Annotated in this window: 10 protein-coding genes; 6 read left to right on the top strand and 4 right to left on the bottom strand. The window is 75.7% G+C overall.

The genetic code is table 11. The features are described from left to right. Positions 1 to 52 precede the first annotated feature (52 nt). From ACFVVL_RS13950 to ACFVVL_RS13960, 3 genes are all read left to right on the top strand, one after another. Positions 53 to 646: a phosphoribosylanthranilate isomerase gene (locus tag ACFVVL_RS13950; protein WP_387674604.1), complete on the top strand. Its 594-nt coding sequence runs from the start codon at positions 53 to 55 to the stop codon at positions 644 to 646. 158 nt (positions 647 to 804) lie between these two features. Then, a complete protein-coding gene (locus tag ACFVVL_RS13955) occupies positions 805 to 1,677 on the top strand; it encodes a class II glutamine amidotransferase (RefSeq protein ID WP_380292628.1) in 873 nt (290 codons plus the stop codon). Positions 1,678 to 1,733: 56 nt separating this feature from the next. After that, complete coding sequence (locus ACFVVL_RS13960) at positions 1,734 to 2,441, top strand: maleylpyruvate isomerase N-terminal domain-containing protein (RefSeq protein ID WP_387674607.1); 708 nt, start codon at positions 1,734 to 1,736, stop codon at positions 2,439 to 2,441. A gap of 10 nt (positions 2,442 to 2,451) precedes the next feature. Here the strand turns inward: ACFVVL_RS13960 and ACFVVL_RS13965 are convergent, their stop codons facing one another. From ACFVVL_RS13965 to ACFVVL_RS13975, 3 genes are all read right to left on the bottom strand, one after another. Continuing rightward, positions 2,452 to 3,093 (bottom strand): carbonic anhydrase, encoded by a 642-nt coding sequence (locus ACFVVL_RS13965; protein ID WP_380292632.1) that lies wholly within the window; start codon positions 3,091 to 3,093, stop codon positions 2,452 to 2,454. A gap of 100 nt (positions 3,094 to 3,193) precedes the next feature. Beyond that, positions 3,194 to 3,964, bottom strand: coding sequence for an NAD(P)-binding domain-containing protein (locus ACFVVL_RS13970; protein ID WP_387674611.1), 771 nt, complete (start codon positions 3,962 to 3,964; stop codon positions 3,194 to 3,196). Between the two features lie 130 nt (positions 3,965 to 4,094). Continuing rightward, on the bottom strand, positions 4,095 to 5,075 hold the full coding sequence (locus ACFVVL_RS13975; RefSeq protein ID WP_387674613.1) for an alpha/beta hydrolase: 981 nt from the start codon (positions 5,073 to 5,075) through the stop codon (positions 4,095 to 4,097). A gap of 132 nt (positions 5,076 to 5,207) precedes the next feature. Between ACFVVL_RS13975 and ACFVVL_RS13980 the strand changes: the two genes are divergently transcribed. The 3 genes from ACFVVL_RS13980 (at position 5,208) to ACFVVL_RS13990 (ending at position 8,739) form a co-directional block, all read left to right on the top strand. Beyond that, complete coding sequence (locus ACFVVL_RS13980) at positions 5,208 to 5,861, top strand: TetR/AcrR family transcriptional regulator (RefSeq protein WP_387674616.1); 654 nt, start codon at positions 5,208 to 5,210, stop codon at positions 5,859 to 5,861. Positions 5,862 to 6,100: 239 nt separating this feature from the next. Then, on the top strand, positions 6,101 to 6,427 hold the full coding sequence (locus ACFVVL_RS13985; RefSeq protein ID WP_387674619.1) for a MazG-like family protein: 327 nt from the start codon (positions 6,101 to 6,103) through the stop codon (positions 6,425 to 6,427). A 140-nt stretch (positions 6,428 to 6,567) separates the two neighbouring features. Then, a complete protein-coding gene (locus ACFVVL_RS13990) occupies positions 6,568 to 8,739 on the top strand; it encodes a BTAD domain-containing putative transcriptional regulator (RefSeq protein WP_387674622.1) in 2,172 nt (723 codons plus the stop codon). Positions 8,740 to 8,752: 13 nt separating this feature from the next. Here ACFVVL_RS13990 and ACFVVL_RS13995 read toward each other — a convergent pair whose 3' ends face one another. Next, positions 8,753 to 13,567 (bottom strand): RHS repeat-associated core domain-containing protein, encoded by a 4,815-nt coding sequence (locus tag ACFVVL_RS13995; RefSeq protein WP_387674625.1) that lies wholly within the window; start codon positions 13,565 to 13,567, stop codon positions 8,753 to 8,755. Between the last annotated feature and the right edge of the window lie 20 nt (positions 13,568 to 13,587).

Below are 13,587 nucleotides of genomic sequence, written 5' to 3' on the forward strand. Positions count from 1 at the left end.
CGGGGGTACCCTGGCAGCCGCCGTCGAGTAGGGAGCGTCCGGGAACGTGTTCGTGAAGATCTGTGGTCTCAGCACCGCCGAGGACGTCGCCGCCGCCGTGGCGGCCGGTGCCGACGCGATCGGGTTCGTGCTCACCGAGAGCCCGCGCCGGGTGTCGCCGGAGCTGGCGCGGGAGCTGGCCGCCGCGGTGCCCGAGGGGGTGCTGACGGTGGGCGTCTTCCGCGAGGAGCCGGCCGCGTACGTGCGCGAGGCGGTGCGCGCCACCGGGGTGCGGGCGGTGCAGCTGCACGGCAACCACCCGGCGGCCGCCTTCGCGGAGCTGTCCGACCTGGGGCTGCCGCTGATCCGGGCCACCTCGGCGGCCGCCGCGGCCGGGGCGGACAGCGGTGACTTCGGCGAGGACCTGCTGCTGCTCGACGCGCCGGTGGCGGGGGCGGGCGAGCCGTGGGACTGGTCCGCGCTGGGGCGGACGCCCCCGGCCGGGCGGTGGGTGCTGGCGGGCGGGCTGAGCCCGGCGAACGTCGCCGACGCGATCGCCGTCGCCAAGCCGTGGGGTGTGGACGTCTCCAGCGGCGTGGAGGTGCGGCGCGGCGTCAAGGACCCGGCCCTGATCGCGGAGTTCCTCCGGGCCGCCAAGTCCGCCTGAGGGCCGGCCGGTGGGCCGGGGCGGCGCCGCGGTGCTCCGCGCGCCCGGGCGGGCTCCTCGGCCTACCGTGGAAGGAGCCCGGCCGAAGGTCCGCGCGCCGCGGTGTCGTGCGGCCGCGGTGCCGTGAGGCCGCGTCTCCCGTGAGGAAGGTGAGCCGCATGTGTCGTTGGCTGGCCTATTCCGGATCCCCGATCAGGCTGGAGGTCCTGCTCTACAAGCCCGCCCACTCGCTGATCGACCAGAGCCTCCACGCCCGGATGGGAGTGGAGACGACCAACGGCGACGGGTTCGGCATCGGCTGGTACCCCGCCGACCAGGGCGCGCCCGGCCTCCGGGAGCCCGGCGGCGTCGTGGAGCCCGCGGTCTTCCGGGGGACCGGGCCCGCCTGGAGCGACCGCAATCTGCGCGAGCTGGCGCGGTGCGTGAGCTCACCGCTGTTCGTCGCCCACATCCGCGCCTCCACCGGCACGGCGGTGCAGCAGACCAACTGCCACCCCTTCCGCTACGGACCGTGGCTGTGGCTGCACAACGGGTCGATCCGCGACTTCCCGGAACTCAAGCGCGACCTGATGGTCGCCGTGGACGCCTCCTTCTACCCCTCGATCGAGGGCTCCACCGACTCGGAGCTGATGTTCCACCTGGCGCTCACCTTCGGGCTGCGCGACGACGTCCCGGGCGCCGTCGAGCGCATGGCCGGCTTCGTCGAGGCGACGGCGGCCCGCCACGGCGTCGCCGACCCCCTGCAGATGACGGTGGCGGTCTCCGAGGGCAAGCGGCTGTGGGCGTTCCGCTATTCGAGCGAGCGCGCCTCGCGGTCGCTGTACTTCAGCACCAGCGTCCAGGCGCTGCGCGCCCTGCACCCGGACAACCCCGTCCTGCAGATGGCGTCCGAGCAGGCCCGCATCATCGTCTCCGAGCCGCTGGGCGACCTGCCGGGGGCCTGGAACCCCGTTCCCGAGTCGAGCTACGCGGTCGTCCAGGAGGGCCACGACGCGATCCGCACCTTCCGGCCGCAGGCCGCCGCGGTCTGATCCCCGGCGTCGTGCGGCCCCCGGCCCCCGGCCGCGGGCGGTGGTAGCGTGCGCCGATGGGACTCTTCGGGCCGTCGTGGGCGGCGCTGCGGTCGGCGGTCGACGCACTCGCGGCGGAGGACTTCACCCGGCCGTCGGGGTGCGCCGGCTGGCTGGTGCGGGACCTGGTGTGCCACCTGGTGATCGACGCCCAGGACGTGCTGATCACCCTGGTGACCCCGTCCCCGGCGGAACCGACCACGGACGCGGCGTCGTACTGGCGGCCCGCCGCCGGACCGCCGGACGGGCCGGACCCGCTGGACGCCCTGACCGTCCGGCTGGCCGCCGCGTACGGGGACCCGGCGCTGCTGCGCTTCCACCTGGACGACGTCGGCTCCGCGGCCGGGCGTGCCGCGGAGCTCGCCGACCCGGCGCTGCGGGTGGCCACCCAGGGGCAGGTGCTGACCGTGCGCGACTACCTGGACGCCTACGTCCTGGAGTGGACGCTGCACCACCTGGACCTGGTCGTCCACCTGCCGCACGTGCCGGGACCGCCCGCCGAGGGGCTCGCCGCGGCACGGCGGCTGCTGGAGCGCGTCGCCGGGGCCCCGTTCCCCGCGCCCTTCGCGGACGCCGACGCACTGCTCGTCGGCACCGGGCGGCGCCCCGCGACACCGGCCGAGCGGTCGTGGCTCGGGGCGCCCGGCCCCGGGGCGCCCGACGACTCCGGAGGGCTCGGGCTCCCCGGGGCTCCCGGGGTGAGGCTGCCGCTGATCCTCGGCTGAGCGGCCCGGTCTACGAGGGCGAGCCGGCGGGCGCCTCCTCCAGACCGTGCGCGGTGACCAGGTGCGCGGTGCCGTCGGCCAGGCGGTAGGAGACGCCGATCACCGCGGCCGTCCCGGCGGCGACGGCCTCGGCGAGGGTGCGCGAGCGCTCCAGGAGCAGGTCGACGGTGTGCTGGATGTGGGTGTCGATGAAGTCGGAGTTCTCCGTGTGCCCCGCCGCCCGGGCGGCCAGCACGCTCGGGGTCACGCGTTCGATCACGTCGCGCACGTAGCCGGTGGCCGTGGTGCCCTCCTCGACGGCGGCGCGGGTCGCGGCGACGGCGCCGCAGGAGTCATGACCGAGGACGACGACCAGCGGGCTGCCGAGCACGCTGATGCCGTACTCGATGCTGCCCAGCACCTCCGCGCCGACCACGTGCCCGGCGGTGCGCACCACGAACAGGTCGCCCAGCCCCTGGTCGAAGATGATCTCCGCGGCGAGGCGGGAGTCGGAGCAGCCGAACAGGACGGCGAACGGGCTCTGCGCGGGGGCGATGGCCGCCCGCCGGGCGGCGTCCTGGTTGGGGTGCTCGGGGGATCCCGCCGTGAATCGCCGGTTACCGGCCAGCAGGGTTTCCAGGGCGGCGTGGACAGTCATTCGATCACCGGTCATGGTGGCAGCCTACGGTGGGGCTCCGGGCCGGGCAGCACCGGGGACGGGCAGGCCCGCCCCGGATCGGGGCCGCGGCCGGGCGGCGGCCCCCGGGCGCGGCTCAGCGCAGATCGTCGAGCAGGCCGTCCAGGGCCTCCCCGAGGGCCGCGGCGTTGGCCGGACCGAACCAGGTGGTGCGGATGCGCTCGTTGCTCCCGCCGGGTGTCTCGTGGTCGGCGGCGAGCCGGTGCAGGGGGCGGGTCCCGTCGGCCAGGGAGCGGCCGACGCTCTCGAAGAGGCCGCGCACGTAGCGGTCGGCCACCTCGGGCGCGATGCCGTGATCGGTGGCCCAGGAGGTGAGGGCGGTCAGGTAGGCGTAGTGGGCGGTGAGGGTCCCGGTCAGCGCGGAGAGGACGGCGAAGGTGTCCTCGTCCGCCACCGGGAGCGCCCCGCCCAGCCGGTCGAAGAGGGCGTCCACCACCGGGTGCGAGGGCCGGGTCACGGTGACCGAACGGCGCTCGCGCACGGCGGGCAGCGGGATGGCGTGGACGATCGGGGCGCCGGTGGCGAGGGTCCGGCGCAGCTCCTCGGTGGAGACGCCGGCCATCAGGTTGACCACGGTCCTGGTGTCGTCCACCTTCAGCCCGGCGAGTGCCGCGCGGTGGTCCTGGCGGCGCAGCGCGAGGACCACCAGCTCGGAGCGGTCCACCACCTCCTGGTTGTCGGCGCACACCCGGACGCCCTCGAAGCGCCCGGCCAGCTCGGCGGCGGTCCGGGCCCCCCGGGGGGAGAGGAAGACCTCCTCCGGCGGTGCGGAGGCGCCGCCGCCCCGCAGGCCCTCGACGATCGCCCGGCCGATCTCGCCCACTCCGATGATGCCGATGCGGTGCACTGTGTCGTCCTCCCGTGTACGCGGTGGTGGCGGCCCCCGGCGGCGGCCCCGGCGGTGAGGGACCGGCCCGGCCGGCGTGCCGTCGGTCGCGCGCCCTCGTCGTCCCCGGGTGCCCCGGTGTTCCCCTCCGTCAGTTCCCCAGGGCCGCGCGGAGGAAGCGGAGGATCTCCGCCTGGGCCGTCGCGGCCTGCGGTTCGAGGCCGGGCAGGGTGAGGAACGCGTGCTGCGCGTCCGGGTACTCGGAGAGCCGCACGGGCGTCCCCGCCGCGCGCAGCCGCTCGGCGTAGCGGCGGCCGTGATCGGCGAGCGCGTCCCGGGTGGGCACCACCACGAGCGCCGGGGCCAGGCCGCCCAGGTCGTCCGCGTGCAGCGGCGAGAGCGTGCGGGCGTCGGTCCCCTGCGGGACGGCGAGCCGCTGGACGAACCGCAGGAGCGGCAGGGCCGGGGACGGCTCGTGGGCGTACTCGGTGACGGAGGGCAGGTCGAACATCGCGTCGGTCACATCGGCCAGCGGGTTGACCAGGACCTGCGCCCTGAGCTCCAGGCCCGCCTCCCTCGCCCGGAGGGCGGTCAGCGCGCTGACCAGCGCGCCGAAGCTCTCGCCGAAGACGGCCGTGCGCGCCGGATCGGCGCCCCACTCCCGGGCGTGCCGCAGCACGTGGCCGAGGACGTCCCAGCCGTCGTCGGCGGCGTCCGCGAGCGGGCTGCCGGGCGCGAGGAGCCGGTGCTCGACGGAGACGACGAGCGCGGGCAGCCGGGCGGCGAGGTGACTGTTGGTCCAGTCGCACTGCACCGCCGTGCCGACGAAACCGCCTCCGTGGACGTGGACGACGAGCGGCAGGGCGGTCCGGGTGGCGCCGTCCCCGCCACCGTCACCGTCCCGGTTCCGGTCGGTGGCCGGCCGGTACACCCGGACCGGCAGGTCCCGCCCGGGCAGCGCAACCCGCTGCCACTCGACGGCGGCGCCGGGGTCGGGCTCCCCGAGGAACGCCCGCGCCGCGCCGGAGGCCCGGAAGCGGTTCTCCGCCTCGCGGTAGGCGAGCAGTTCCTCGGCGGTGACCGTCGAGAAGTCCGGCTCGGGCGGCCGCGCGGCGGTCGTGCTCCCGCTCATGTGTCCTTCTTCCCTCCCGGCCGGTCGCCGGGTGTGCGGTGACGCTCGGACAGCTGGTCGTCCTCATTATGCACGCGGTGCGTGCAACACCAAGTGCACGGGTTAGGCTGAGACCCTGACGAGAGGGGCGAGATGACTGGCCGCAGGCGATGGTCGACCGAGGAGATACTCAAGGCGGCGGCGGAGCTGCTGCGCACGGGCGACGCCGAGTCGTTCAGCGTGCGCAGACTCGCCGCCGCGCTGGGGACCGACTCCTCCAGCCTCTACCGGCACTTCCGCAACAGGACCGAACTGCTGCGCGCCGTCGCCGACCGCGTCCTGCTGGCCGCCATGGACGGCCACCGCCCCGAGGGCGACTGGAAGCAGCGCATCACCGCCCTGGCCCTGCGCCTGCGCGAGGCCTTCGGCGAACAGCCCCAGCTCGCGGCGGTCTGGGGCCGCTACGGTTCCGGCGGCACCGGCTCCCGGGCGGTCATGGAGGAGGTGCTGCAAGCCCTGCGCGCCTCCGGCCTGCCCGATGAGGAGATCCCGCTCCGCTACCACCGCATCGTGACCCTCATCGCCGCGCTGATCTCCGCCGAGGCCGGCTTCAGCGCCATCACCCCCGAGGAGTACGAGCAGGGCATGGAGCAGTTCCGCGTCGCGGTGCTCGGCGCGGACCCCGACCGCTTCCCCGCCCTGGCCCACTTCGCCCGCGACCTCCGCCCCCTCGGAGCGGACCGCCGCGCCGTGCTCGAAGACGTCCTCGCCGCCCATCTCGCCCACATCGAGGCCCGGACCCCCTGACGCCCCGGCCGGGCGCGTCGCCGGGGCGGGCGCGGAAGCGCACCCGGTCAGGTGAACCTGCGGTGGCGACGTCGATCCGGGCGGGGGCGGGCGCGTCGGGCGCGTCGGGCGTGGGAGGGCCCGGCGGGGCGGTGCGGGGGCGTCGTGGGCCGCTGCCCGGAAACGCCGCGTTCGCCACAGGCTCGCCGGGAACCGCCCGTGTTGAACGGACGGTTCGAACAGCGGCAGGATCCAGCGCCATGGACGACACCTGGAAGACGCTCAACTCCCTTGCCCGAAGCCTTGATTCGCACTCCGCGATGGTCGGCGAGCAGCGCTGGCTGATGCAGATCGTGAAGCTCCAGGAGGAGGTCGGAGAGGTCGCCGAGGCCGCGATCGGGGCGCTCGGGGAGAACCCGCGCAAGGGGCGCTCCCATGACTGGGACGACGTACGGAAGGAGGCGTGCGACGTCGCCGTGACGGCGCTCGTCCTGCTGGTGCGGATGGGCGGGGACCCGCGCTGGTTCTTCGAGGAGCACCTGCGGATGGTCGCCGCCCGCACCCCCGCGCGACCGGTCGCGCCGTAGCGGTCTCCGCCACGGCCGGGCCGTGGCGCAGGAGTGGGTGACCCCGTAGGTCCGTGCATGACACCATGACCTCGCGATCGGCCGGATCTTGAGGGGGGCCGGTCCAGCTTTCGACCGCAGCGGGGAGCCGGGGGACAGGCGTGCTGGAGTTCGCGGTGCTGGGGCCGCTGGAGATACGCCGGGACGGCCGGGCCGTCCCGATCGCCGGGCCGCGACGGCGGGCCCTGCTGGCCGTCCTGCTGCTGAACGAGGGTCAGGTCGTCTCGCTGGACCGGCTCATCGACGCGGTGTGGGGCGACGCGGCGCCCGCCTCGGCGCGGGCGCAGGTGCAGTCCCTGGTGCACGGGCTGCGGCGGGCGCTCGGGGAGGACGGGGCGGGGACGCCGCTGATCGAGACGCGCGCGCCCGGGTACGTGCTCAGCGTGGCCGGCACCGCCTCGTTCGACCTGGCGGAGTTCCGCGAGCACGTCGAACGGGGCCGTGCCGCCGCCCGGGCCGGTGAGACGGATACGGCCGCCGAGGCCTACCGGCGGGCGCTCGGACTCTGGCGGGGTCCTGCGCTGGAGGACATCGGCACCGCGTTCTCCGACGCGGTCGCCGCACGCCTGGAGGAGGACCGGCTGGCCGTGCTGGAGGAACGGCTGGAGGCCGACCTCGCCCTCGGCCGGCACGGCGAACTCGTTCCGGAGCTGGTGCCGCTGACCGCCGATCACCCGCTGCGGGAGCGGCTGCGCGCCCAGTACATGCTCGCGCTGTACCGCTGCGGACGGCAGGCCGACGCGCTCGCCGTGTACGCCCGGGGCCGTGAACTGCTCGACGACGAGCTCGGCGTCCGGCCCGGCGAGGAGTTGCGGCGGGTCCACGCGGCCATCCTCGCCGCGGATCCCGCGCTCTCCCTCGCCGGCCCGGTGGCGGGGGAGCCCGCCGAGGCGCCGCCCGGTCCCGTCGTACGGCCACCGGCGCGGGCCGCCGCACCGGTCCGCGGCCGCACCGGCGCGGCGAGCCTGGTCCTCGGCCTGCTGCTGGTGCTGCTGCCGGTGGCCGTGCGCGGGGACGCCTCCGCGCCGGGCGCCCCGGGCACCCCGGCCCCGGAGCGCGGGCCGTCGCAGCAGGTGCTCGGCCCCGCCTGGGTGGGGGAGCCCGCGGCGCCCGTCGCCCCGGAGCTGTTCGGCGTGACGCTCAACAGCTCCTCGGGCGCGATGCCGTCCTTCCGGGTCGGCGCCGTGCGGCTGTGGGACAGCCGCACCCGGTGGACCAACGTCGAGCCCCGCCGCGGCGAGTTCGACTGGGAGATCCTCGACCGCCTCGTCGCCGGGGCGGGCGAGGAACGGCTGCCGGTCCTCTACACGATGGGCGGCACCCCGGGCTGGGCCGCCCCGGACGCGCCCCGGATGGCCTACGACGACGGCTCCCGGACCGGTCCGCCCGCGGATCCGGCCGACTGGGACGAGTACGTCCGCCGGGTGGCCGAGCGCTACCGGGGCCGGATCGACGCGTACGAGCTGTGGAACACGGCCAACTCCCCGCGCTTCTACACCGGTGACCCGCAGACACTGGCCGCACTGACCGAACGGGCCGCGCGCATCATCAAGGCCGCCGACCCGTCGGCCACCGTGGTCTGCCCGTCCATGGGCGAGCTCTGGGACGAGACGCCCCGCCGCTTCCTCGCCGACTTCGCCGCCGCCGGCGGCTACCGCCACTGCGACGCCGCCGGGGTGAAGCTCCACCAGCGCAACGAGGGGGACGCGCCGGAGACCATCGTCGAACTCGGCGCGCTCATCGACCGCACCTTCCACCAGGCCGGCAGCCACCTGCCGCTGTGGAACACCGGGACGACCTACCGCCTGGCGGCCGACTCCACGCTGGGCGAGGAACAGGCGGTGGACCAGGCCGTCCGGTTCTACCTGGTGGGCCTCTACCTGCGGTACCCGCGGATGTACTTCTACAGCTGGGGCGGCCGCCGGCTGCCGCTCGTCCTCCAGGCCGAGGGCGGGCCGCCCACCCGGGCGGCGCTGGCCGTGGAGGAACTCCAGCGCTGGCTCGCCGGAGCCCGGATCCGCTCCTGCGGTCACGGCACGGCGGTGGGTCTGCCGGCCGCGGTGTGGGAGTGCCGGTTCCTCGTCCGGGGCGAGCACGGTGCGCAGGGGGAGGAGGCCGCCATCCGCTGGACGGACCACGGCGAGGCCGTGATGACGGCGGGCCCCGACGCCTACCGCGTCGACCACCTCGACGGCACCACGACCTCCCTGGCCCCGGGCGGCGCCCTGCGGATCGGCGAACGCCCGGTGCTGGTGAGGCACCGGGCGTCCTGAGGTCGGTGGGCGATCACCAGATGATGTGCGGCGCCCACAAGTTGTGGATCTGGTACCAACGGCCCGGTCGGGCCGTGCCCCAGCCCACGTTGAAGCCGATGGTCACGTAAGCGCGGGTGGAGGTCTTGAAACCGTCGGTGTCCGAGTAGAACGATCGTGAGCTCATACCGGGCCTCAGGGTCGCCTGAGGTGAGGGGCACGGGCCGTGACAGTTCCAGTCCCTGGCGATCCGCACCGGGCTGCGGCTCAGGTTGAGCACCTGCCCGCACAGGCGCCCCCACAGCGAGCAGCCGCCGTACCCCGTGGTGTCGGTGCAGTTGACGGCGTCCCCGTTGCAGTACTCGTACGCGTTGGCGTTGCCGCCCAGGGCCCCGTCCACCTGGAGGAACCGCCCCAGCGCGGGCGCGTACAGCCGCACGCCCATCAGCAGCGTGCCGCCCTGCGCCTCCGCCGAGCGCTGCTTCTGCCCGAGCCAGCCGTACCGTGCCGCCGGAGGCTGTCCGGCGGCGGGCACGCCGTACTCGTCGGTGGCCCTGGTCGTCACCGTGCCGCCGGCCGCGTCGAGGACGGCGTCGACGTCCCCGTGCAGGCCGGTCAGCTGGACGCGGACGTCGCCGCCGGCCGAGGTGGTCGCGGCCAGGTTGCCGTCGATGCCCACGACGTTGCGGGTGATCGCTCCCGTCGCCCGGTCCTCGACGATCCAGCGCGGCGAGTCGTCCTCGGAGCCGTAGTGGTTGACCTTGCCGGCCGAGGTGGTCCAGCTGCCGTCCGCCGCCCTCTCCTGCACGACCCAGGAGCGCGGCCGCATCGCCGGGTCCAGCTCCCACGTCTGCCGGGTGGAGCCCGACGTCTGGCTGCGCACCCGGTCGTTGACGTGGTACTGGATCGCCGTTCCGCCCGGCAGCGAGGTGGTCCGCCCGAAGGCGTCGTACGCGTACCCGGTGCCGACCAGCCGGTCGGCGGTGTCGTAGGCGTACGTCTCGGTGCTGCCGCCCGTCGTGGCGCAGGAGCCGGCCGCCGTGGCGGCGGTGGTCCCGGCGGTGCGGTTGGAGTTCCGGTCGAAGGCGTACGTCCGCCGGGTGCACCCGCCGTTCGCGGTCTCGTCGACCGTGGTGAGGCGTCCGGCCCGGTCGTAGCGGTAGGTCACCGCGGCCGGACCGGACCGGCTGCTCCACTGGCCGTGGACCGTCGGCGTGACGGCGTCCGCCAGCAGCACCGCGCCGTTGCGGGTGTAGGACCGGCGGACCGGCTGACCCGTCTCGTCGGCGGCCTGCTCCAGGCTCACCCCGCCCGGGAGCGTGGCGGCGGAGAGCCGCCCGGCGGCGTCGTAGGAGGCCGTGAACGCCCCGGCGACCGAGTCCGACAGGCCGGTGACGAGACCGCGCGGTTCCTTCACCGTGTCGTAGCTGTACGTCGTGGAGCTGGGCGCCGAGTCGGTGACCCGGACGGGCCGGTCCAGCGCGTCGTAGCCGAAGGCGGTGCGCCCGCCGTCGGCGTCGGTGTAGGCGAGCAGCCGGCCGAGGAGGTCGTACTCGCGCAGGACCGTTCCGCCGGTGGACGCCGTGGTGCCGGCCCGTCTGCCGGTGGCCGGGTCGTACTGGGTGGTGGTCTCGGCGACCGGGGTGCCGGAGCCCCCGGTGACCGCGCTCCTGGTCTCCCGGCCGGCGTCGTCGAACGTGTTGGCGGTGGTGCGGCTCACGCCGTTGGCGGTCTCGGTGATCGTCGCCTGCTGGCCCCACCGGTCGTAGGTGATCGTCTTCGTCACCAGCTGCTGCGGATTGCCCTGGCCGCCGGCGACCGGGCCGGCCGGGGCGGTGCGGCACACCAGCCCGGCCCACTCGGGCCGCCCGGCGCACTCGCCCGTGCCCTCCGCCGTCCAGTAGGCGGTCACGGTGGTGCCCGCGTCGGAACCGTCGGAGGCCGGCAGACCGGAGCGCACGACCCGGCCGGCCGCGTCGTAGCCGGTGGTGCGGGTGAGCGCCAGGCCGTTCGGGTCCTGGACGTTCCGCACGGGCTGGCCCGTCGTCCAGTCGTACCCGGTGGCCGTGGCCCGCACATCGGCGTCCACGGGATAGCCGGGGACGCTCGCGCCGGTGTCCACCCGGGTGACCAGGTCCTCGACGACGGCCGAGCCGTCGGTCGGGCGGCCCGTGTCGTAGGTGTTGACCACGTGCCGGCGGGCCGGGGTCCGCCCGCCGGGCGGGATCGCCGGCAGGCCGTCGGCGGCGGCGAGCCCGTCCGCCAGTGCCACCGTGTGCAGCGGGCCGAGGGTCTCGGTGACCCGGCCCCCGGCGGCGTCGTGGAGCGTCAGCTCGGACAGCTGCCGGGCCCGTTCGTCCGTGTCGAGCCCGAGCAGGCCCAGCTCGGCCAGCCGCGCCGCCGCGCCCGCGCCCTGCCCCAGCGCCAGCGCCCGGTCGGCCGCGGAGAGCTCCCGCACCGTACGGCCGGCGCGGTCGTACTCGACGGTGGAGAGGTGGCCGCCCGGCTGCGCCGTGTTGACGGAGCGTCCGTCCACGTCGAGGTAGTGCACGGTGGCCCGCCGGTAGTCGCCGCTGCCGAGCGCGCCGCGTCCGGTGGCGGAGGCGGGCACCTGGTCGGCGGGGAAGACCGCGGTGGCGTCGACGGGCCGGGCGCCCTGGCCCCAGCCGGCGATGTCGGTGGCGCCCATCGCGTAGGGCGCGCCGGGGCCGGCGACCGGGACGTCGTAGACCACCGAGACGGCGCCGGTGCCGTCGGTGCGGTCGGCGCTGCCGGGCACCAGGGTCGGCCGGGAGGCCTTCAGCAGCATGCCGTCGCCCGCGGTGGCCGGGTTCCCGGCCCGGCCGTAGGTGAAGGTCCACGGGAGCTCGCCGGGCGGGGTGAGTCCGGTGACCCGGCCGGCGTCGTCGTACGCGTAGGCGGTCTTCAGCGCCGGGGTGATCCGCGGGTCCCAGGTCTCGCGGAGCCGTCCCTCGGCGTCGTAGGCGTAGCGGGCGACGGAGGACGCCTTGACCACGCCGTCCGCCGGGTCGGTGGCCCAGACCCGGGCCTCGCGCACCTGGCCGGCCCGGTCGCCGAGCGCGGTGGCCGTCGCCGTCGTGGCCGTGGCGTACACCAGGTCCAGCACCTTGCAGCCGCGCGGCGGGGCGACGCCCGAGGCGGTGTTGCAGACGGCGAGGTTGGCGAGCGCCGGGGTCGGGGCGATCATCCGGACCGGCCGGGCCCGCACCGTGCCGTCGCCGCCGACGACCTTCTCCGCGATGTGGAGCACGGTGGAGTTGGGCGTGGCGGGGGCGGTGGTCCGCACCGGGTAGGTGGGCGCGGCCGGGTCGACCTTCTCGAAGGTGGTGACGGTGCCGTCGGTGCGGGCCAGCGTGAAGCCGCCGGAGGACAGCGTGCCGGTCAGGGTGAGCGCCTCGGCGCCGGGTTCGGGCGTCCACGCCCCGGCGGCGGTGGCGGTGAATCCGGTCACCGAGCCGTCGGTCCGCACCACCTCGACCGAGGTGGGCGAGGTGCGCCGGAGCTGGACGTAGTCGCTGTCGGCGGCCTGGGCCACGCCGCCGGTCGTCCACTGCGGACCGAACGGTGCGACCTGGCCCTCCTGCCGGGCGCCGGCGTCCGGTTCGCGGGAGGAGGCGGTGCGGCTGACGGCGAGGTCCAGCGCGGAGGCGTCGGTCGTGGTCAGCTCGAAGTCACCGGTCAGCAGGTTCACCGAACCGGGGCCGATCTCCTCGGTGGCCGCGCCGTCCGCGCCGCGGTCGAGCACGAGGCGCACCGGTTCGGTGGGGGAGCTCCCCGTCGCGGCCGTGAAGACCGCCCGCAGGTCGATCGTGCCGTCCTCGGGCAGCGACCGCGCGACGTCCCACTGCAGATCGGGCGAGACCCCGCCGGTGGTCGCCACCGGCCAGGTGACCGCCGTGCCGCTCGCGGCGAGCACCGTGTCGGCGGCGGGCACCGTCCGCCAGGCGTCGGCCTCGCCGCGCCGGTACTCGAACCGGACCTGGGTGTGCTCGGGGGTGAAGGCCGCCGACAGCGGCACCCGGCCGGGGGTGCGCCGGCCGTCCGCCGGCGAGGTCACCGCGCCCCGGCCCGTCCTGAAGGTGTACCGGGTGACCGGGGAGAGGTTGCCCGCCTTGTCCTTCGTCCGCACGTGGAGCGTGTGCGGACCGACCGCGGACGGGGTGACGGTGACCGTGACGGGCCCGGTCGCGGGGACGAACGTGCCGGGTGGGTTGGTGTCCAGGCCGTACACGAAGCCCGCGAGGTCGGTGGTGCCGGTCACCGGGGTGAGCGTGAACGAGCCGGCCTCGCCCGCGCCGCCGGACCAGGTGCCGTCGGCCGGGTACTTCGCGGACGCCACGCCCGGTGCCCCCGGGACGGCGTAGTCGGTGGCGCAGACCGGCACGCCGGGGACCGGAGCGTTCTGCTCGCCCTGGACCAGGGCCGTCGCGGGGAGGAACCCCCAGGCGTTGGTGTAGCCGTAGTTGTTGTCCCGGTTGACCGCGTCGCCCTGGGTGTAGAGCCACCAGGTGTTGGTGTTCCCCTGGATCACCGGATTGGCCCGGCCCTGGACCTGGCAGACCCCCCAGATGTCGGACCCGAGGTTCATGGCGGTCACGTCGTCGAGCGGCGCGGCGTCCTGGATGTTCGCGAACATCGTCTGGGCGACGTAGGTGGCGCAGTGGTAGATCCTCGGGAACGGCCGCCCCTTGTAGTCCGTCACCGTCCGGGACTCCGCCGAGCACGGCGCCGTCGCCGCGCCCGCCGGCCCGGCGGGCACCGTCAGGCCGCCCACCAGCATCCCGAACGCGGCCAGACGGGCCGCCAGCCCCCATCGTGGTCGTCTCATCCTTCCGCCCTCCCGGCAGC

Origin of the sequence: Kitasatospora sp. NPDC058115, assembly GCF_042884635.1 — a bacterium.
In the GTDB taxonomy this organism is placed as follows: Bacteria; Actinomycetota; Actinomycetes; order Streptomycetales; family Streptomycetaceae; genus Kitasatospora.

Excerpts from the sequence above, each read along its gene's own strand:
- ACFVVL_RS13980 (WP_387674616.1), top strand. The coding sequence starts at position 5,208 with ATGACTGGCCGCAGGCGATGGTCGACCGAGGAGATACTCAAGGCGGCG.
- ACFVVL_RS13985 (WP_387674619.1), top strand. The coding sequence starts at position 6,101 with ATGGACGACACCTGGAAGACGCTCAACTCCCTTGCCCGAAGCCTTGAT.
- ACFVVL_RS13955 (WP_380292628.1), top strand. The coding sequence starts at position 805 with ATGTGTCGTTGGCTGGCCTATTCCGGATCCCCGATCAGGCTGGAGGTC.
- ACFVVL_RS13960 (WP_387674607.1), top strand. The coding sequence starts at position 1,734 with ATGGGACTCTTCGGGCCGTCGTGGGCGGCGCTGCGGTCGGCGGTCGAC.
- ACFVVL_RS13995 (WP_387674625.1), bottom strand. The coding sequence starts at position 13,567 with ATGAGACGACCACGATGGGGGCTGGCGGCCCGTCTGGCCGCGTTCGGG.
- ACFVVL_RS13965 (WP_380292632.1), bottom strand. The coding sequence starts at position 3,093 with ATGACCGGTGATCGAATGACTGTCCACGCCGCCCTGGAAACCCTGCTG.
- ACFVVL_RS13975 (WP_387674613.1), bottom strand. The coding sequence starts at position 5,075 with ATGAGCGGGAGCACGACCGCCGCGCGGCCGCCCGAGCCGGACTTCTCG.